The following is a 20,688-nucleotide window of genomic DNA, read 5'->3' on the forward strand; positions in this document are numbered from 1 at the left end:
ATTTTATCGACTTTAGCTAGTTTAGAAGATATTTCTTCCATATTATCTAGCTCCATTTCAAAGGTTTTTCTAATTGAATCCGGTTGTTCAAAAACTTCACTGTACATTTTGTATTCCATGATATCTCCTTGTTTTTGATGTTTTTTAAATTAAAATTTTTGAATTTTTTCTTTATTTTAAAAGTTTTAGCTTTTAAATTTAGAAAAATGAAATTTTCCTTTATTTTAAAAGTTTTAGCTTTTAAATTTAGAAAAATGAAATTTTCCTTTATTTTAAAAGTTTTAGCTTTTAAATTTAGAAAAATGAAATTTTCCTTTATTTTAAAAGTTTTAGCTTTTAAAATTAGAAAATCATGATTTTTTTTTATTTTAAATAAATTTGTTATTTATATTATTTAAATATTATGAGTTTAATTTGGAGGTATTAGTAACTTCAGATTATTAATAGATTTTTATTTCCTATTTTAGTTATTATCTTTTTATTTGATATAATTAATTTAACTAAATAATTATAATTATATATTGAGAAATATAAAATTATTACTATGAATATTGATTTAAGTTCTGTTGGTATGGAAAAGGGACAACAATATGAAACTATAATAACTACTATAAATAAGGATAAGGATAAAAATGCTGCTCCAATTGGAGTCATTTGTAAAGATAAAGATAAGATTATGTGCCGTATATTTGAAGGAAGCACTACTTTAGATAATATAATCAATCAAAAGGAATTTATTGTTAATATAACTTTAGATCCTATTTTATTTACACTTGCTACTACTGGAAATATTCCTGAAGATCTCTTTGATAAAAGTAATATTTCAGATTCTGATTCTTTAGTAAATTTAAAGAATACAGATGCTTATTTGAAATGTAAAGTAATTAAAATAAAAGATGCTATTAAAAAAAGTGACCCTATTAGGAAATCTGAAGCAAAGGTTATTATATCTGATGTTGTTGATATAGTATTGAATAATAAATGTACAAAAGCTGCAAATAGAGGATTTTACTCTTTAGTCGAGTCTTTGGTTAATTTTACAAGAATAGATATAGTTGATAAAGAAAAAAAAGACTATTTTTTAGATAGATTTCTTGAATCAAAACGAATTATTAATAAAGTTGGAAGTAAAGAAGATAAGTTAGCTATGGATTTACTTAAAAAAGCTTTAGAAGATAAAGGTTATTCTATTAATAATGATTAACATAATTATTATTATAATTATTTTATTATTAATTAGTATTCTTTTTATATATTATTTGTTTATTTATTTCTATTTATTTCTATTTATTTCTATTTATTTTTAGTATTCATTTTAGTATTCTTTTTATTCATTTTTTTATTATATATTTATATTTATTTTTATTTCTTTTCAATTTATTTTTATATTTTTTATTAATTAATTATATATGGAATTAATAGATAAGGATAAATAGGAAAAATAATGATTAGTATGAAATTAAGATTAAAAATTAAGATTAAAAATTAAGATTAAAAATTAAGATTGAAAAATAAATTAAAATTAAAAATAAATTAAAATTAAAAGATAAAAAAATAAAAATAAATGATTTTTTTGTTTTAAAATAAAATATATGTAGAAATATTTTAGAAATAGTATTTATCTTAAAAATATCTCTACGAATTTTGCATAAGCGGGTCTAGTAATGAATACTCCTACTAAAACACCGAGAATAGTTGTAAATGCAAAACCTGCTAAGGTTCCAATACCACTACTTCCTCTTGCAAATCCTACATATGCAAGTGGTAACATAGCTGCAATTAGAGTACCTGCTGATGCAAATACAATAAATAATGCATTTTTAACACTCATTCTTGTTCTAGTCCGTACACGTTTTTTATTTGTTTCACCACTAGCTTGTTTATTTAAAACTTCATCAGTAATAATAATCTGATCGTCTACTCCAGTTCCAACCGATGCAATTAACCCTGCAATAGCTGAAAGATCTATATTCCAATGAATTACTGAAGCAATTCCCATAACAATCAATACTTCTGAAACACTTGTTATTAAAATTGGTATAACCAAGAGGGGTCTTCTATATCTAATAAATATTATTATTGAAATAGCCAATATTGCTAAAAGTCCTGCAACTATAGCTCCATTTAAGAATTGTTCTCCTAATTCTGGGGAAACCGTACTAGCACCAACAACTTTAATTTGAACTGGTAAGGATCCTGTTTTTAACACAGTATAAACAGATTCAGCTTGAGATTTAGCTTCTTCTGGGGTTGAAGCTCCACCAGTAACACTTAACTCAGTAGCTCCTTTTCCATTAGCTAACTCTGGAGCAAGTTCTGGAGGGTTTTTATCAATAAGTTTACCATCTAAGAACATGTAAACTTTTTCTCCACCTTTTCCTTTAGCTAATTCTGCAAATTTTTGAGCTCCACTTGGCGAAACCTTAAAAGGAACCATCCATTGAGTGTCTGTTACTTCATACATATCTACCGACGTAATGTCTGCTCCAGTAAGTGCGACAGGGGCAGTTTCATTACCTATTCGTGCTTCGAATTTTCCAGGAGATCCTATTAGTTTTTCAACTTCTTCTGGCGATACACCTGCCATTTCAATCATAACAAGTTGATTTCCACTGGATCTAACCTTAACATCTTGTACACCATATAAATTAAGACGTTTATCTAGAACAGTAGTTACAATATCCATGGTTTCTTTATCTACAGGTTTTTCAAGCTGTAGCTGTATCATTGATCCTCCTTTCAAATCAAGACCTTGTTGAATTCCAAGTGTGGAGATACTAATTGCACTAGCTACAACCAATATTATCATTAATAAGACTCTTTTGTCTTTTAAAAATTCTTTTATATACCTTGTCTTCATCTTCTCCACTCCACATACCATCTAAGGATTCCAAGGTTCATAAGCCATGTTGTTATAATATCTGCTAATAGTCCTATTATTAAAACTGCTGCAATATTACTTAATGTTGATGCTGCAGGGATTATAGTTATGGTTACAACATAAAGAACAACCATTGAAGCAATAGCTGCAATAGACATTGTCATTCCGGTTTCCAGAGCTTTTTTAGCTCTTTCAGTTACACTACCTTCTTTTCTTTTCAATACTCGAGTTGTAAGTAGAATGTCTGTATCTACACTGTAACCAATCAACATCAGAAGTGCTCCAACAGAGGCTATTGATAATGGAATATTAAACAATGATATTCCTCCAACAGCTATGATAATATCACTGGCAGCTGCTAAAATTACTCCTAGTGAAGGAATTGGTTCTCTAAATATGATGAAAACAGTTATTGCCATAAATAAGAATGCAAATGCTAAAGCCCAATAAATTTGAGTCATAGCTTCTTCACTAAGAACGGGCCCTATTGCATTATAACTAGTAACATTTCCTTTATTGGCAAGTGCATTATCAAACGTCGTTGAGTTTATTTCACTTCCCATTTGAACAGTTATGTCTTTTCCACTGTTACTTATAACATCAACTTCTTCAACATTAATTCCTTGATTATTAAAAGATGTTTTCAGTTGATCTTCTAAAGCCAATGAACTAATTGGTTCATTCATCTTTAAAACAGCTATTGAACCCCCTTTTAATTCTATACCTTCATCTATTCCGTTGACACTTATTAATACAACCGATAGAATGGTAATTATCACAGGAATTATAATTAGTAGTTTATAATTTTCCATAAATTTTTCTAACATTAAAGCACCATTATTTTCATTTTCATTTTCTTCTTTTTTTTATTTATAATCTAGTCATATTTAATTTATTCATATTTAATTTATTTATTTTTTAATAATTTATTTAATATTATAGTTTTTATTATTTTTAATCTTAATTTTTATTTAACATTTAATATTTTATTTTTTTGTAATGTATATTTGTAATTTTATAAATTTTAATAATTATAATAAATTTATAGATTTAAATCTAATTTGATAATTATATGAATTTAAATCTATTACTTTATGTTGCATAATTTAAATTTATTAGTTTATATATAACTTAAACTTGATAATTTAATCTAATTATAATTAAATATATCTAATTAAATATATCAAAATAAATATATCTAAATAAATACACCTAATTATATAAAATTCAGATTTAATATTTTAATAATTGTATAAACTTAAATCTAATAATTTGGCGATATTTTCACTATCTTCTCCAACTTTTTCAACACTTTTATCTTTAGTTTTAATAGTGAAAGTTTCAACAACTCTAGCTCCACGAGATTCAACTTTTTCTTTCATTCTATTAATTGCACTTCGTCCTCCAGAACTATTCATAGTAGCAAATAAAACAATATCTTTTCCTCTTAAATCACATTTGTCAATTATAGTGATTATCGCAGGGGTTGCATTTCCTGCCCATGTTGGAGTTCCGAAATAAATTAGGCCATAGTTTTGTAAATCAACACGTGAAGGAACGGTATTTGTTTTACTTTCTCTAAAAGCATCAATCGATGAGAAGACCTTACCAACAAAACCATTTCTATTTTTTAAGTCTCTTACTTCAATTAAATCAGTATCTAAATTTTTTGAAAGTGTTTTTGCAACTGCTTTTGTTTTTCCACTTTCTGAAAAATATATTATTACTGTTTTCATTTTATCATCTTTTTGTTTTATATATAGTTCACATATCTATAACATATCTATCATATATATAATATATTCATATATCATTTAATATTATTATAACATTATTTTAATATATTCTAAATATTAAAATATTCTAAGGGTTTGTTATTTTAATATCTAACAATAATTTTTGTTTCTAATGTTTAGTGATTCCATATTTATTTTTATTTTTAAATATCTTTTTTTTCAATGCTATTTTGAATTTTTGAGTATTAAGGTCGCATTCCATAACCATCTATGGCTGTTTCTTCTTTAAAACCACACATTAAATTCATATTATGAATAGCTTGTCCAGAAGCTCCTTTAACTAAGTTATCAATTGCTGATATAACAATCAATCTGCCGTTATCATCAATCTCAAAACCTCCTATATGAGCAAAGTTAGATCCTCGAACTGAATTTAAAGTAGGAATTTCACCATCATCTAGGATTTTAACAAATGGTTCGTTTTTATATTGTTTTTTATAGATGTCAATTATTTCTTTTTCTGTTTCTTCTTTAAGATTATCTGCAATGGAAACGTTATTATTATTATCATTAAAGCTTTTTAAGAAGCTATGGCTTGTTGTAAGTATTCCTCGAATAACTGGGACCAAATGAGGGGTAAATGAAACTTTTACATTAGAAAAAGCCCCTAATTCTTGCTGAATTTCAGGTCCATGTCTGTGTCGTGTTAAATTATATGGAACGACATTATCTGCACAATTAGGATAATGAAAAACTGTGGATGGATTAACTCCTCCTCCACTAACTCCAGTTTTTGAATCAACAATTATATTCTCTACCAATTCTTCCTTTGACAATGGAAGGTTAGCTAAGATAGCTCCTGTTGGAAAACAACCTGGATTAGCTACAAGTTTAGCTTTTTTAATTTCTTTTCTGTGAATTTCAGGAAGGCCATAAACAGCTTCAATTGGGGCTATATGTTTTATATTATACCATTTTTCATAGTTATCTATATCATTAAACCTATAATCACCACTAAGATCTATTACTTTTGATCCAACTTCTAATATTTCTGGGACAATATTCATAGAAACCCCATGAGGTGTAGCTGTAAATACTATATCTGCATCAAGATTTTTAGGAGAAATATCTTCAAATATAAGATTAGAACCTCTTATATGGGGATGAATCTTATCAACAGGTGTTCCATTATATTGTCTTGAAGTAATACTCTTTATTTCTGCATCTGGGTGTTTCTGCAATAATCTAATTAGTTCTCCACCAGTATATCCACTTCCACCAACGATAGCTATCTCTGTCATCCAAACACCTTTAATAAATAGTTATAAACATAAAATTATATGTTTTAAACATTAAATCTTTAAAAAATTGATATTAATATTATATATCAACAATAGTAAACTTCTAAATTTTATTTAATTAACCTAAATTTTATTTAATGTTTAATAATATTTTAATAATATTATATTTATGGAATTTTTAGTATAAATAATTTAAGTATTACTTAATTATCATGAAAATGAACAAAAACAATTTATTTACAATTAAATCAAATGATTACTATTTTTTTCTAATTTTTAATGAAAATAAAAGAAATAATTTAATAATTACTGAATATTTTAATAATATTTAGATATATAATGAATATATAGGTATAAATTGATAAAAAATATTAATTTATATAATTATTATGTAATTTTAATTAATGATAGTTATAAAAGTTATAAAAATAAAGAATAAAAATAAGAATAAAAATTAGAAATTTAAATAAATTTAATCTAGCAATCCTTTAAACTTTCTTCTGAAAAATCAGAATGTCTTATTTTTTTTATTATTTTACAAGTACTATCTAATTTTGCTCTTCTATAGTTACTAACTCTTTTAACTTCGCAATCAATCCCTTGATTTTTTAAATCTTTTTTCAGCTGATCTATTTCATAACTTTGATCAGATCCAATAGATATGATGTCGGGTTTTAATTCTCGGACTATTTTAAAAATATCTGTGGGATGGCCTAAATAAGCTTCATCTACAGGTTTTAACATTTTTATCATTTCTAATCGTTGAGATTCTTCTACTATAGGAATTCTTTTCTTTCTCCGGACTGTTGAATCCCTAGCTACGACAACTATTAATTTAGCATCTTTTCCTCCAAGTTCTTTGGATTTTTGAAGATATAATCCATGTCCTGGATGTAATAAGTCGAATGTTCCAGTTGCCATAACTATTTTCATTATTCCACCTTTTGATTAGATTGATTTATGATATTTATTATTTTTAAATATTTATTATAGTATTATAGTATTATATTTTATTATTTTATTATATTACTATATTATTGTATAGTTTGTAATTTTAAAGCATCTTTAAGATTTATTTTATCTTTATATAGTGCAGATCCAATAACTACTCCTTTAACTCCAGTTTTTGTAAGACTTTTAATATCATCAAGATTAGTCACACCACCAGAGTATACAATAGGTATATCAACAGAATTTACAAGATCAATAGCTGGTTGAATATCAAAACCTTCTAACAATCCTTCAACATCTACATTTGTAAATAAAATACTTCCTGCTCCGGCTTCTTGGAATTCTCGGCTGATTTCTGTAGCTGTTTTATCAATTTTCTCTTTCCAACCTTTTATTACAACTTTAGAATCTTTACTATCTAATGAAACCATTATCCGTTCTGATCCGAACTCCTCAGAAAGCTGTTTTATTGTGTTTGAGTCTTTAATCGCCATTGTTCCTATTATAAGTCGTTCAATATCAAGATTTAAAAGCTGTTTTGCATAATCTACACTTCTAATTCCTCCACCTAATTGAATAGGAACATTTACTTCATCGAGTATATCTTTTATAGTATTTAAATTATCTTTAGCCTCAAAAGCTCCATCAAGATCTATTACATGGATTATTTCAGCACCATCTTCTTCCCATTTCTTAGCTACTTGTTCTGGGTTGTCGATTATTACTTGTTCTGTCCCTGGTTTTCCTTGGACAAGTTGAACACATTTTCCATTTTTTATATCAACAGCAGGCATTATTAGCATTTTATTTTCTTCAAAAGACATTAAAGCACCTAATATTTTTATATTTGGATATTATCTAGATTTATTTGACTTTTATCTAATTTAATATTGTTCAATCCAGCAGTTATTTGATCTATAATTTCTCCACCAGTATTTAATTTGTTAGCTGCTTCAACTAACTCTTTTTGATTTGGAGATTGTATTAAAACTGCTTCAGATTTATCTGGTTTAATAATTAAAAGTGCATATTGACCATTACTTGTTTTAAAAGCTATTGAATCTTTAGGGGCGTTAGGTATGCTAATTTGTGTTAAATTAGGATTATTTTTAACTTCTCCAATAAATGGTTCAACATTTGCTTGAGATTTAACATAATTTATCTTTGAGTTTCCGTAATTATAAACAGTTCCTGTAATATTGCCTGAAATATTTTCCACTTCATTTCCAGTAAAATTAGTTATTTTCCCTAAAAAATTATCTTCAACTGCATTCATCTCATTAGTAATGAAATTCAGCCCAAATAGGACGATTACAATTAGTAAAACTCCTAGTACCCCATATTTTATAATACCCATAATAACACCTTAATTGGTTTATTTATAAATGATTCTTGAATATAAATTTAAACATTAAACATTAAATATTAACTTAATATTAAATTATTAAATATTAAATTTTATAATGTTTAATAATTAGTTAATCTAGTTAATTGTGATTATTTATTTAATATTTAATTATCTAATATCAATAATATCAATATTAACATTAATATAATAATATAAAATATAAATTAATAAAAATATAACTAATACATATTTATAGTATTAATATAATTAATAATGTAAGACTATTATCTAATTATTTATATTTTTAATATAATTATATTTAATGCATTTAATAATTATTTAATAATTATATTATAATTATATTATATTCTATATCAAAATTATTTATTATATTAATTATATTTTAAACTTATTTAATTAATTATAAAATGTCTTAAATTTATATTTGGATTGTTAAAATTTTGTTTGGATTTATATGAAAAAAGTAGCTTTAAAAATTGCTTATATTGGAACTAATTTTCATGGTTTTCAGCGTCAACCAAATCATAGAACAGTTGAAGGAGAGCTAATTTATACTTTAAAAAGTCTTGGATATATTGACAATTTAGCTGATTCCAAATTTGGAATAGCTGGAAGAACTGATAAGGGGGTCCATAGTTTTGGAAATGTAATTAGTTTCATGAGTGAAAGAGAAGTTATTGTAAATCAAATAAACCACAATCTTCCTGATGATATTCAAATAATAGCTAAAGCTCCTGTTCGTTATGGCTTTAAACCTCGTTATGCTGAAAGTAAACATTATCGATATGTATTTTTTGAAAATGATTTGAATATTTCAGCTATGAATGAATTAACTGATTTATTTAAAGGTCAACATGACTTTGTTAATTTTTCTAAGAGAAATGAATCACAAAAAACTACTGTGAGAACTATTGATGATATTCAAATAGTATTTTCAGATTATAATAATGAATCTAATAATCAACCAGATAATGACTTTAATACTGACTCTAAAACTCAATTTGATACTTATTCTCAAAAATTAGATGATTCTGAATATTTTAAAGATTCTCAAAACTTTAAACATTCTCGTAGATATAATGGAGATTTAAAAGATTCTGGAGATTTTATTGACTCTAATTATGTTGGTGAACTTAAATCTATTGGAAGATTTAATAAAAACTTTGAAAATGTAAATTTTGACAGATCCTCTTATAATCCTATCTTTATTGATATTTTTGGAGAAAGTTTTCTTTGGAATATGATTAGAAAAATGATGAGAATATTCTTATTTGTTGGAAAAAATGAAATGGATGTAGATGTTGTTAAAGATATGTTAAATCCTGATAAAAGATATAATATCAAACCTCTTAATCCAGAAAACCTTATTTTAATGAATATTGAATATAATAACATCAAATTCAAATATGATGATTATGCATTTGAAGGATTTAAAAGAACACTTATTGAAAATCTTTTTGATTATAAATTAAAGCTTTCAATAGAAAACAGCATTTTAACTAGTCTAAAAGACCTCAAAAAATAAAAATATTTCTTAATAACACCTTAATAAGAAATATATTGATTAATATATTATTTTATTCAATATATTATTTTATATAATCTTATATTTATTAATTAATTTATTTTTTAATTTATTTTTAAATTTACTTTTTTAATTTAGTTTTTAATCTAATTTTTAATTTATTTTTAAATTTACTTTTTTAATTTATCATTTATATTTAATCATTTAATTTATAGTATCTATTTAAATAAAAAAAAATGAAATAAATAATTATAATAGATAACAATGAAAATATTATAATTAAATAATAATTGATTATAATAGTCAAACTAAGGGTTAAAAGTTGAATACATAGTTTTAAACAAAAAAACAAAAAAACAAAATTTACATATATAATTTGTTAATAGGGTAGATAATTTGAAAACTCCAATTATAGTAGGATTTGATCCAGGATTAACAGTAGGATTAGCTATATTAGATTTAAATGGTAATTTACTTTTTTTAAAAAGTTTTAAAGAAATACCTAAATCAGAGATTATAACTACACTTATGGAATATGGGAAAACTATTTTAATAGCTGCTGATGTTGAAAACCCTCCTAAAGCTGTAAAAAAGTTAGCTAGTTCATTAAATGCAAAGATATTTTCCCCAAAAAATGATATTTCGGTTTCTTATAAAAATGAAATCGTTAATGAATTTTTGAAGAATGAAAATGATATTTCTTTTAGTTCTAATAATAATTTTAATAATAATCCTATTATTTCTAATAATTTTAATAACGCTTCTGTTGATGCTCATGAAAGAGATTCATTGTCTGCAGCTATTCTTGCATACAATAGTTATAAAAAAAAGTTAAACCAACTTGAAAAGAAGTTTTTAGAAGCTAAAATTGGTCTTAATTCGATTGATAAGGAACATATTATTAATGAAAATTATTATGCTATTTTAAACCAAGCTAAGTCATTTTTAATAAATGACAATCCTATTAGTTCCTCTATAGCCATGGCATTTGAGATGTATAATCTTGTTGGTAGTGAAAGCGATAATTTAGTAGGTTCTGAAAATAAAATTCCTATTAAAGATTCTGTAAGTGATATCAGGAATAATTTAGGAAATAATTCTAATAATTTTAATAATAATAATAATAATAATAATAATTTTGATAATAATCTTTATAATGATTCTGGTAATGGTTCAAATGAGAATAATAATGAAGATTTATATTTATTAGAAGAAAAATTGGATAAATTAAAAAATATCAATAAATCTCAAGAAAAACAGATTAAAAATCTGGATAAAATACTTGAAAATATAAAAAATAAAAATAATTCCTTATCTCAAGAATTAAATGAAAAAAATGAGAAATTATTAAAAATAAAAAAAGAATTAAAAGAATCTAAATTAAAAGAATCTAAAGCTATTTTAAAAGATAAAGAAGTAAATTCAAAAATAAAACTTTTGAAATCAATACAAAATAAATATAAAGAAGAAAAAGAACTTAGAAAATCTCTTGAAGAAAAATTAAATAAAAGATTAAAAATTGATGATTTTAATGAGTTATCTATATTTACTCCTATTAAAATAATTGATTCCTTTACAAAGAACGGTTTAAATGAAGCAAATCGACTATTCAAGTTAAAAAGAGGAGATGTTATATATTTAGCTTCTTCCAAAGGAGGAGGCTCACAAACTGCCAAGTTCTTAACTGATTTAGGAATCAAAGCTATTATTAATAACAAAAATGAAGAAATTCCTTCTCAAGCAGAGGACGTATTTGAAAAGGAAAATATTCCAATTTTCAGTGAAAATGATTTGGATATTAAATTTTTTGATGATTATGCTGTTGCTGATTCAAAAGTTTTAGAAGAAAAGATAAATCAGTGGAAATTTGAATCAAAGGAAAAAATAGCTAAAAAAGCCCAAGATAATTTATTAAATGTTATTAATGAATATAGAGTTGAACGAAAAAGAGAACTTTAATCAATCTTTAATCAATAATATTAATTAATATAAAAGATAGTAAATAAAGGTAGTAAAAATATAATTAGGTTGAATATTATGAAAATATCAATAGTACTTGGAACAAGACCAGAAATTATTAAAATGGCTTCAATCATCGATGAAATTAAATTAAGGGGACATCAATTACTTCTCATTCACACAGGTCAACATTATGATCATGAAATGTCAGATCAATTCTTTGAAGAGTTAGAACTACCTACTCCTAACTATAACATTGGTGTAGGTTCTGGTTCTCATGGAAAACAAACTGGAAAAATGATGGAAGGGATTGAAAAGGTTTTAATAGCTGAAAAACCAGATATTTTATTAGTTCAAGGAGATACTAATGCAGTTTTAGCTGGTGCTCTTGTAGCTACAAAATTACATATTCCTGTTGGGCATGTAGAAGCAGGATTACGTTCATATGATAATACTATGCCTGAAGAAATTAATAGAAAAGCTGCTGATGTTTGTTCAATGTTTTATTTCGTTCCAACTACAGAATCAGCTATAAACTTATCATTAGAAGGTATTTTAAGGAGTCATATATATGTTACGGGGAATACTGTTGTGGATGCTTGTTTTAGAAATTTAAAAATAGCTAAAAAACGTTTTGACTTAGATGATTTAGCTAAAGACAATAATAATAATAATAATAATAATAATGAAAATGAAAATTTCGGTAATTTAATTAAATTAGATAATATTTTAACTTTAACTATGCATAGGGCAGAAAATGTAGATAATAAAAAGAGGATGACTAATGTTGTTAATGCCCTAAGCGAACTAACTGATTTAAACATTATTTTCCCAATTCACCCAAGAACTAAAAAACAACTAGCAGAGTTTGATTTATATGATAAATTAGATTCACTTGATAATGTTCATCTTATTAAACCTCTTGGATATTTAGAATTCCTTTTATTATTATCTAAATCACGATTAATTCTAACTGATTCTGGAGGTCTTCAAGAAGAGGCTATTACTCTTGATATTCCAGTTCTTACTTTAAGATATAATACAGAGCGACCTGAAACAGTTACAGCAGGAGGAAATATTTTAGTGGGGTGTAATAATGAAAATATTGTTGATTCAGCTAATAAAATTTTAAATGACAAAGAATTTTATTCCAAAATGGTTTCTGCTAGAAATCCTTATGGTGATGGAACTTCAGGAAAACAAATTTTAGATATTATTGAAAAGAAACTTGAACTAGAAATGTTTAAAATCGAAGCTCCTGATGATATTATGAATAGCTTTGTTACAAAAATGACACAAGTTATTGATGATATTGATGTATCTGAATTTGAAGAGAAAAATAATGCTGTTGTTCGAATTGTATATAGTGAAAAACAAGATACTATGGAATTCCCAACGGATAATTTAAAATTAAAAGGAAAATATGTCTTATTTGATAGGATTATGAATTAATTCTTATTTAAATTATATTTTTATACTTCATTTTTATATTTTCTTTTTTATATTTTCTTTTTTTAGATATTTTTAAAAATATATTTTTTATTTTATTTTTCTATTTTTTCATTTACTTATTTTTAATAATTAAAATTTTTATATAATTAAAAAAATAATTTAAATGATTTAATTTAAATATTATTTTTAATAATATAATTCTAGTAATTTAACTTAAGTTGTATTTTTAATAATATTTTAATGTGATTAATGATAAGGTAATAACTATGGTTTCCAACAATTCAAAAAAATCAGATTCAATATTAGTATTTGAATATTACACGGCTTCTGGAATAAAGGATCCAACAATAATATCTGAAGCTGTAGCTTTAATTGAATCTTTATTAAATGATTTAAGTTCATTTTTACCTGAAAATAACTTAGATGTCCATTTTCTTGTTTCAAATGATTTTGCAGATATTGGAAATAGCTGTGGATTTATAAAAAATGATAATAATGATAATAATAATGAATTGAATAATAAAAAATTTAATAACTCTGAATTTGATAATAGTGAATCTTCTAATAAAAAATATGGAAATAAGATTATTATAGATACAAAATTAGAAAATTGGTTAGAAGAAAATATAAGTAGTTTTGATAGCTGTATATTTATTTCTGCTGAAGAAAATATGAATCTTTATAACTTAACTAAGTTAATTGAAGATAATAATGTTAAGATTTATGGTTCTGATTCTGATTCTACTTTATTATGTTCTAATAAATATTCAACTTTTAAATATCTTCAAGGTATTGTAAATCAACCAAAAACCTTTCGTTTCACTGTTTGTGATGAAAGTCCATGGAAAATATCTATTAAAAATATGTTAGAATTTTTTGATAATAATGCTAATAATGTTAATAATGATGGTAATGATAGTACTACTAATAATGATAGTAATGATGATGAGTTTAAACTAATTGTCAAACCAATTCATGGTGTAGATTGTCAAAATATGGTTCTTATATCAAATGAGGAGGATATAGCTAAAATTTCTGAAACTTATGAAGAAAATTCAGAAATATTGGTTCAAGAATTTATTTCTGGAGAAAATTTAAGTGTTAGCTTAATATCTGATGGTAAGACAGCTATTCCCCTTACTTTAAATAAGCAATATTTAGAGATAAATAATGAAAATCAGAAGTATCTTGGTGGTGAACTTCCATATAATCATCCTTTAAAAGAAACTGCATTTTCAATAGCTAAAAAAGCTGTTGAGTCAATTGAAGGTATAAAAGGATTTGTTGGTGTTGATTTAATTGTAAAAAACTATGATGATCTAGATAATCCTATTAACCCTATTAATCCTATTAATTCTATTAATTCCAATAATATTAATAATTCTAATAATCATACAAAAGACTTTTATTTTTTAGAAATAAATTCAAGGTTTACAACACCTTATGTTGGTATAAGTAAAATTGCTAAGTTTAATATAGGAAGAACAATAATTAAATTATTGGATAATAAAATAGCTATTGATTCAATACAAGAATGTACTAATAGTATTGATTCTAATTATGTTAAATTTAAGAAAATTGGTAATGATTTAGATATTGAAATTTTATAAAATTTACTTATATTTATTTTAATGTTATTTAGTATTATTTGGTGTCAATTAGTGTTAGCTGTGGTTACTTTGGCATTATTATGTGTTAATTAATAGTATTAATTTTATTATTTGGTGTTATTCTGTTATTAGTTAATTGGTTATTTAGTTAGTATATTTGGTGTTATTCTAGTTATTTAGTATTATTTGGTGTTATTAATGTTTAAAGATTTTAGGAAGGTGTTGTTATGAAAATTGCTGGTTTTGATATTGGTGGTGCAAATACTGACTTGGCTATTGTTGATTTTGATGATAATACTCATGAAATCAAAAATATAGCTACTGATTTCGAATATCTTCCTATGTGGAGTAATAAAGAGGATTTGGGAGACACATTACTGAATCTGATTCAAAAAACTGATGTTAGTGATGGTGGAATTGATTCTATAGATGGAATTGGTATTTCTATGACTGCTGAGCTTGTAGATGCTTATGAAACTAAAAAAGAAGGAGTTTTAGATATAGCTAATAAAACTAAAGAGGCTTTTGAAAATATTTCCTCAAAAAACATTCCAATTGCATTCATTGGAACAAATAATGTTTTATCTATAGAAGAAATACAAAAAAACCCTCTTGAAATAGCTGCTGCAAATTGGATAGCTACTGCGGAAATAGCTGCTAAAATTGATCCTAATTGTATTTTTATTGATACTGGAAGTACTACTACAGATATTATTCCTGTAAAAAATGGAAAAGAATGTGCTAAAGGTAGGTCTGACTATGAAAGATTAGCTACAGGTGAGCTTGTTTATACTGGAACTCTTAGAACTAACTTAGCTAGCTTTTTAGATGAAATTAAATTTGATGATAAAGATTTTAATGTAGCATCAGAGCTTTTTGCCATTACTGCAGATGTCTATAACGTTTTAGATAAAATAACTATTGATGATTATGTTTGCCATACTTGTGATGGTGCTGGAAAGTCAAAAGAAGAATCTGCAAGACGTATTTCAAGAGTTCTTTGTGCTGATTTAGATATTCTATCTTTCGATGATATTGTTAAAATTTCTAAATATATTCACAAAAAGCAAGTCCAACAAATAGCTAATTCTCTTAGTAAAGTAGCAAAAAGAGAAAATTTAGATTTAATTGTAACAACTGGTCTTGGAAAAGATATATTAGCTAAAGAAGCAGGGAATTTATTAAATTTTAAGATTAAATCTATGGATGAAATCTTAACTGATGAAGAATGTGTGGTTGCTCCAGCTATTGGAACAGCTGTCATGGTAGAAGAATATTTAAGTAAAATTTAGAATATTAAATAGTTTTATTGAGGCGGTAAGATGAAAAGATGGCATAAATTTGTTGCAATTTTAATGATTATACTTGCTATAGGAGCAGGGATTACTTTATTTATAAATATGCATGATAGTGAAAATATTGGTTCTAATAATCTTGGTTATGTTACCAAAGATACTTATTCTCATTATGGTAATTCTGATAAAAAAATAGCTATTGTTTCTGGTATGCATGCTCGTGAAACTCTTTCTGCTAATGTTTTACCTGAAGTTGCAAAAATATATGCATTTTTCAACAATGTTGAAGTTGTAAACTATAAAGTCACAGTTTTAGCTAATCCTGAAAATTTTGCAGTAGGTAGGGCTAATGGAGAAACTCTTGTTCATGACTTTGTTGTGAAAGATATAGCTAAAGAAAATTATAATCTTGTAATCGTTGGTCATGATCATGAACAAGGTTATGGAGATGGTTTTTATATAGCTACTCCTTCAATGGATTATAAATCAATTAATTTAGCTGAAAAAGTAATGTCTGATCTTCCTGACTTTAAATATTATAAGAGAGATACTGAATCTTCTGCTAAAAGTACTTCAATAACTAGAGTCGACAATCCTATTGTAGCAACTGGAACTCCTCTTTTTGTTTATGAGATACCTGAATGGTTAAGTTTTAGTGAAGCTTTTTCAAAATCTTATGATTTGGTGAGTAGTTCATTTAAAAATTTTTAAAGAATAAAATATAATTTAATAATTTTTTATTTTATTTATTTTTATTTATTTTATTTTTATTTCATTCATTTTTATTTCATTCATTTTTCATTTATATTTCATTTTATTTTTATTTTTTTTATAATTCGTTTATATTCTATAAATAACAATTTCAAACAATATTTTTTATTATTTTGATATAAATTGATATAATTATTTTATAATATATAAAATAGGAATTATAGAAATTATATTTAGAAAATATATTATAAAAGAAAATATATTATAAAAAATATTATAAAAAATATTAAAATGATATTAAAATGATATTAAAGAATAATTACATTGAAATAATAGTAAAAAATAAGTATATTAAAAAAGTTTGTTAGAAACAGTCATTATGGATATTAAACTCAATTAGTACCAAACGTCTTTCATGCCTGCTAAATAAGCTATTATATTTGATATAAGATGTATTATTAAAGTAAGAACAGCTATTATTGATACAGTTTCCCAGGTTATTGTTGTGAATAATGATGCTAAGATTAATGCTCCAGCTATAAAATCAAGTTGGTCTAATATAGGGGCAGGTTTGCCTCTACCTATACCTATTCTTCTTTTAATAAAACTACCTACTGCATCACCTAACAATGCACCAAAACTCAATAAAAATCCTATTACTATTCCATAGACAGGATCCCAAATTAAGATTCCTTCAATAGCTCCAACTAGAGTTCCAGTAATTGTTCCAAAAATAAGGCCTTTCCAAGTTACTCCATCACCAATAATTCTTTTACCATCTGGAAAGTTTCTTCCAAGGTCTACAGGGGTGGTTCCTCCAAATGCAAGGCCACTGAGATTTGCAATATAAGCGGGCATTATAAAGTAAACTGCACTAAGGCAAGTCATAATAAAAGCAGTAATATCTGACATTATTTTCCTCTATTTTTGGAATAATTTAGGATAAATTCATAATTTATAATAATTTTAATAGTTTTTATGGATTGGTATTTTGTTTTAATAACATTTAATTTGTTATATTATTTATAATAGGATTATAATAGAATATATGGAGTTATAACCTTATATAAATCATATACAAATTATAAATATAAAATAAATATAATAATTGTATAACATTAAATAATAAATATATGATATTAATTAATATTTAATTTATTATAAATTTGGTTGTATAATTAAAATTATTTATTCTGATTAAATTAGTTTTAATTAAATTAAATTCATTTTTCATAAATATTATACTTTATTATACTTTAAAAATATTTAATCTAATTTCTTATAACTTTCTTCCTTTTAATTTATAAAGTTATTTATTTATTTTTCTAATTATTTTTTTAAAGTTATGTATTCAATAAAATTATATTGATACCACACTTAAATATAAATATAATATAATATAAATATTATTAGATAACAATTATAATATCAGATTTTTATAAAAATGATATTGTATATAATAAATTAAATGATCAGTATATAAGTGACTATTATATTGTTATTATTGTTATGTTAAGGATATTTTTTGTTAATGGTATTTCTCATGGTATTATTAATATTATATTAAAATTAGTGACATTTTATTATATTACAATTCAATTAATTTAATTTGATTCATGATTATTATTGAAATTGTTTGTTTATTTCAATATTTTAATATACTATTACAACTATATTATAACTATAGAAATAATATTATATTATAACATACAATACTTATTTAATAATTATAATATATTCATTTATTTATTCATTTATAATAAGAAGTTATGGTGTACTATAAAGAGTTATTCCTATAAATTATTTTGTACTGTAGGTTTATAATATATTAAAATACCTTTATAATTCATATTGTTTATTATTCATTCAATTATTTAGGTATAGGTTGTGATTTATTATTTATTCAATTAATCTATTTAAATATTATAATAATACATTATAATTTGTTTATAATCTGTAGAAAATTATAATTAGCATATATAATCTGTATAAAAATATAATTTGTTTATAATTTATAGAAGATTATATTAATAATATTATACAATAAGAAATAATAATATAATATCTTAAGATTCATTATATTCACATTCATAATTTAATGATTATTTATCAATTTCAATTTAAAGCTTACTTAAGACCATAGGTGATAATTTTGGTGTTTATTAAAAAAACAATGAGTTTATGTCCGACTTGCTTTAAACCAGTAGAAGCAGAAGTTTATGAAAAAGATGGGAAAATTTGGATAAAAAAAGAATGTCCTGAACATGGGAGCTTTGATAATACTTATTGGACTAATGCAGAGCTTTATAAACGTGTCAATGATTTTGATCCTTCTATAAAACCAATAAAAAATCCTCAAGTAGATGCAAATGCAAATAAAGATGGTTTAGGATGTCCAAATAACTGTGGAATATGTAGTGATCATGAAACATCTACTGTACTTGGGCTTATTGATGTAACTAATAGATGTAATCTTAAATGTCCTGTATGTTTTGCTAATGCTGCTGTTTCTAAAAAACTTTATGAACCTACTTTTGAAGAAATTGGACAGATGTTAGACAACTTAAAAAATCTCAAACCTACTCCTACTCCTGCAATTCAATATGCTGGTGGGGAACCAACTGTTAGAAATGATATAGTTGAACTTGTTAAGTTAGCTAAAGAAAAAGATTTTTCTCACACTCAGATTGCTACCAATGGTTTAAGATTAGCTAGAAAAGAAAGTTTGGCTCAAGAATTAGCTGATGCTGGACTTAATACTGTTTATCTTCAATTTGATGGTGTAACTGAAGAACCATATATTTATAATCGTGGAAAAAATATTCTTCCACAGAAAATTCAAGCTATTGAAAACTGTAGAAAGGCTGGTCTTGGAGTAGTTTTAGTTCCAACTTTAGTTAAAGGAATTAACGATGATCAAGTAGGAGATATAATTCAATTTGCTATTAAAAATATTGATGTTATTCATGGAGTAAATTTCCAACCTGTTTCATTTGCAGGTAGAACTCCTCAAGATCAAGTTGAAGAACAGAGAATTACTATCCCTGATTTCATTGATTTAGTTAGTCAACAAAGTAATAATCAAGTTGATGAAGACGATTTCTATCCTCCTTCTTCAGTGGAACCAATATCTCATTTTATTGGAGCTCTTGAAGGTGAAGAACCATCTGTAACTTTAAATTGTCATCAACACTGTGGTATAGCTACTTATATCTTTATTGATGATGGCAAAATCATTCCAGTTACAAAGTTCATTGATGTTGATAGATTCTTGAATTTCCTTGATGAAAATGCTGAAAGATTAGAAGAAGGTGGGTTTGCAATTAAACCTAGGGTATTAGCTAAAGCTACAAGAGAAATCCCAAAAGTTTTAGATAGAAGTAAAGCTCCAGAATCATTAGATATATCTAAAATATTAGTCAATGTATTTAAAGATAGATCTTACGAAGCTTTAGGAGACTTCCACCATAATTCATTACTTATTTCTTGCATGCATTTCATGGATCCGTTTAATTTTGATGAAGATAGGGTTAAAAAATGTGTAATTCACTATGCAGTTCCTGATGGTCGTATAATACCATTCTGTACTATGAATTCAATGTATAGGCAAGAAATTGAAGAAGAATTTTCAGTTCCATTTAAAAAAGAATAATGATTTAAACTTATAAAGATTATTGATATTAAATCAAATATAAACTTTATAGGTTTTAAATTAAATATAAAGTTCATAGGTACTAAATCAAATATAAAAATTAATATAATATGAGAAATATAGTATCTTAGATTCTACTCATATTTTATAAAAAAAATATTTGATTTATAATTAATTTAGTTTTATAATTAAAAAATATTTAATTTATAATTAATTTAATTCATAATTAAAAAAAAATATTTGATT

At 24.5% G+C, this 20,688-nt stretch carries 16 protein-coding genes; 8 read left to right on the forward strand and 8 right to left on the reverse strand.

All coding sequences use genetic code 11. From position 1 onward, the window contains the following. Positions 1-544 precede the first annotated feature (544 nt). Positions 545-1,204, forward strand: a complete 660-nt coding sequence (locus KQY27_RS07920) for a DUF447 domain-containing protein (RefSeq protein ID WP_224426042.1) — start codon at positions 545-547, stop codon at positions 1,202-1,204. Positions 1,205-1,618: 414 nt separating this feature from the next. Here the strand turns inward: KQY27_RS07920 and KQY27_RS07925 are convergent, their stop codons facing one another. The 7 genes from KQY27_RS07925 to KQY27_RS07955 form a co-directional block, all read right to left on the reverse strand. Further along, a complete protein-coding gene (locus tag KQY27_RS07925) occupies positions 1,619-2,860 on the reverse strand; it encodes a preprotein translocase subunit SecD (RefSeq protein ID WP_224426043.1) in 1,242 nt (413 codons plus the stop codon). Beyond that, positions 2,857-3,708, reverse strand: a complete 852-nt coding sequence (locus KQY27_RS07930) for a protein translocase subunit SecF (RefSeq protein WP_224426044.1) — start codon at positions 3,706-3,708, stop codon at positions 2,857-2,859. Before KQY27_RS07930 ends, KQY27_RS07925 begins: the two co-directional genes overlap by 4 nt. Positions 3,709-4,122: 414 nt before the next feature. After that, positions 4,123-4,617 carry a flavodoxin gene (locus KQY27_RS07935; protein WP_224426045.1) on the reverse strand — a complete coding sequence of 165 codons (495 nt, stop codon included), beginning with the start codon at positions 4,615-4,617 and terminating at the stop codon, positions 4,123-4,125. 245 nt (positions 4,618-4,862) lie between these two features. Then, on the reverse strand, positions 4,863-5,918 hold the full coding sequence (gene argC, locus KQY27_RS07940) for an N-acetyl-gamma-glutamyl-phosphate reductase (RefSeq protein ID WP_224426046.1): 1,056 nt from the start codon (positions 5,916-5,918) through the stop codon (positions 4,863-4,865). 477 nt (positions 5,919-6,395) lie between these two features. Further along, positions 6,396-6,851, reverse strand: coding sequence for an FAD synthase (locus tag KQY27_RS07945; protein WP_224426047.1), 456 nt, complete (start codon positions 6,849-6,851; stop codon positions 6,396-6,398). A gap of 101 nt (positions 6,852-6,952) precedes the next feature. Further along, positions 6,953-7,693 (reverse strand): 1-(5-phosphoribosyl)-5-[(5-phosphoribosylamino)methylideneamino]imidazole-4-carboxamide isomerase, encoded by a 741-nt coding sequence (gene hisA, locus KQY27_RS07950; RefSeq protein ID WP_224426048.1) that lies wholly within the window; start codon positions 7,691-7,693, stop codon positions 6,953-6,955. A 17-nt stretch (positions 7,694-7,710) separates the two neighbouring features. Beyond that, positions 7,711-8,226, reverse strand: coding sequence for a hypothetical protein (locus tag KQY27_RS07955; RefSeq protein WP_224426049.1), 516 nt, complete (start codon positions 8,224-8,226; stop codon positions 7,711-7,713). Positions 8,227-8,692: 466 nt separating this feature from the next. Between KQY27_RS07955 and truA the strand changes: the two genes are divergently transcribed. From truA to KQY27_RS07985, 6 genes are all read left to right on the forward strand, one after another. Then, positions 8,693-9,763, forward strand: coding sequence for a tRNA pseudouridine(38-40) synthase TruA (truA, locus tag KQY27_RS07960; protein WP_224426050.1), 1,071 nt, complete (start codon positions 8,693-8,695; stop codon positions 9,761-9,763). Positions 9,764-10,159: 396 nt separating this feature from the next. After that, positions 10,160-11,722, forward strand: a complete 1,563-nt coding sequence (locus KQY27_RS07965; protein WP_224426051.1) for a DUF460 domain-containing protein — start codon at positions 10,160-10,162, stop codon at positions 11,720-11,722. Positions 11,723-11,800: 78 nt separating this feature from the next. After that, entirely contained in the window at positions 11,801-13,174 is a 1,374-nt protein-coding gene (wecB, locus tag KQY27_RS07970) for a UDP-N-acetylglucosamine 2-epimerase (non-hydrolyzing) (RefSeq protein WP_224426052.1), read from the forward strand. A gap of 266 nt (positions 13,175-13,440) precedes the next feature. After that, a complete protein-coding gene (locus KQY27_RS07975; RefSeq protein WP_224426053.1) occupies positions 13,441-14,784 on the forward strand; it encodes an ATP-grasp domain-containing protein in 1,344 nt (447 codons plus the stop codon). Positions 14,785-15,011: 227 nt separating this feature from the next. Continuing rightward, positions 15,012-16,076: a hydantoinase/oxoprolinase family protein gene (locus KQY27_RS07980; protein ID WP_224426054.1), complete on the forward strand. Its 1,065-nt coding sequence runs from the start codon at positions 15,012-15,014 to the stop codon at positions 16,074-16,076. 30 nt (positions 16,077-16,106) lie between these two features. After that, entirely contained in the window at positions 16,107-16,790 is a 684-nt protein-coding gene (locus KQY27_RS07985; protein WP_224426055.1) for a hypothetical protein, read from the forward strand. 396 nt (positions 16,791-17,186) lie between these two features. Here KQY27_RS07985 and KQY27_RS07990 read toward each other — a convergent pair whose 3' ends face one another. Continuing rightward, a complete protein-coding gene (locus KQY27_RS07990; protein WP_224426056.1) occupies positions 17,187-17,702 on the reverse strand; it encodes a CDP-2,3-bis-(O-geranylgeranyl)-sn-glycerol synthase in 516 nt (171 codons plus the stop codon). A gap of 1,243 nt (positions 17,703-18,945) precedes the next feature. Between KQY27_RS07990 and tes the strand changes: the two genes are divergently transcribed. Then, a complete protein-coding gene (gene tes, locus KQY27_RS07995) occupies positions 18,946-20,442 on the forward strand; it encodes a tetraether lipid synthase Tes (RefSeq protein WP_224426119.1) in 1,497 nt (498 codons plus the stop codon). The last annotated feature ends 246 nt before the right edge of the window (positions 20,443-20,688 follow it).

It is taken from the genome of Methanobrevibacter sp. TMH8, assembly GCF_020148105.1.
Classification (GTDB): domain Archaea; phylum Methanobacteriota; class Methanobacteria; order Methanobacteriales; family Methanobacteriaceae; genus Methanobinarius.

Bases quoted from the DNA above. Each gene is read 5' to 3' on its own strand.
- KQY27_RS07920 (WP_224426042.1), top strand. From the start codon at position 545: ATGAATATTGATTTAAGTTCTGTTGGTATGGAAAAGGGACAACAATAT.
- KQY27_RS07925 (WP_224426043.1), bottom strand. From the start codon at position 2,860: ATGAAGACAAGGTATATAAAAGAATTTTTAAAAGACAAAAGAGTCTTA.
- KQY27_RS07930 (WP_224426044.1), bottom strand. From the start codon at position 3,708: ATGTTAGAAAAATTTATGGAAAATTATAAACTACTAATTATAATTCCT.
- KQY27_RS07935 (WP_224426045.1), bottom strand. From the start codon at position 4,617: ATGAAAACAGTAATAATATATTTTTCAGAAAGTGGAAAAACAAAAGCA.
- argC (WP_224426046.1), bottom strand. From the start codon at position 5,918: ATGACAGAGATAGCTATCGTTGGTGGAAGTGGATATACTGGTGGAGAA.
- KQY27_RS07945 (WP_224426047.1), bottom strand. From the start codon at position 6,851: ATGAAAATAGTTATGGCAACTGGAACATTCGACTTATTACATCCAGGA.
- hisA (WP_224426048.1), bottom strand. From the start codon at position 7,693: ATGTCTTTTGAAGAAAATAAAATGCTAATAATGCCTGCTGTTGATATA.
- KQY27_RS07955 (WP_224426049.1), bottom strand. From the start codon at position 8,226: ATGGGTATTATAAAATATGGGGTACTAGGAGTTTTACTAATTGTAATC.
- truA (WP_224426050.1), top strand. From the start codon at position 8,693: ATGAAAAAAGTAGCTTTAAAAATTGCTTATATTGGAACTAATTTTCAT.
- wecB (WP_224426052.1), top strand. From the start codon at position 11,801: ATGAAAATATCAATAGTACTTGGAACAAGACCAGAAATTATTAAAATG.
- KQY27_RS07975 (WP_224426053.1), top strand. From the start codon at position 13,441: ATGGTTTCCAACAATTCAAAAAAATCAGATTCAATATTAGTATTTGAA.
- KQY27_RS07980 (WP_224426054.1), top strand. From the start codon at position 15,012: ATGAAAATTGCTGGTTTTGATATTGGTGGTGCAAATACTGACTTGGCT.
- KQY27_RS07985 (WP_224426055.1), top strand. From the start codon at position 16,107: ATGAAAAGATGGCATAAATTTGTTGCAATTTTAATGATTATACTTGCT.
- KQY27_RS07990 (WP_224426056.1), bottom strand. From the start codon at position 17,702: ATGTCAGATATTACTGCTTTTATTATGACTTGCCTTAGTGCAGTTTAC.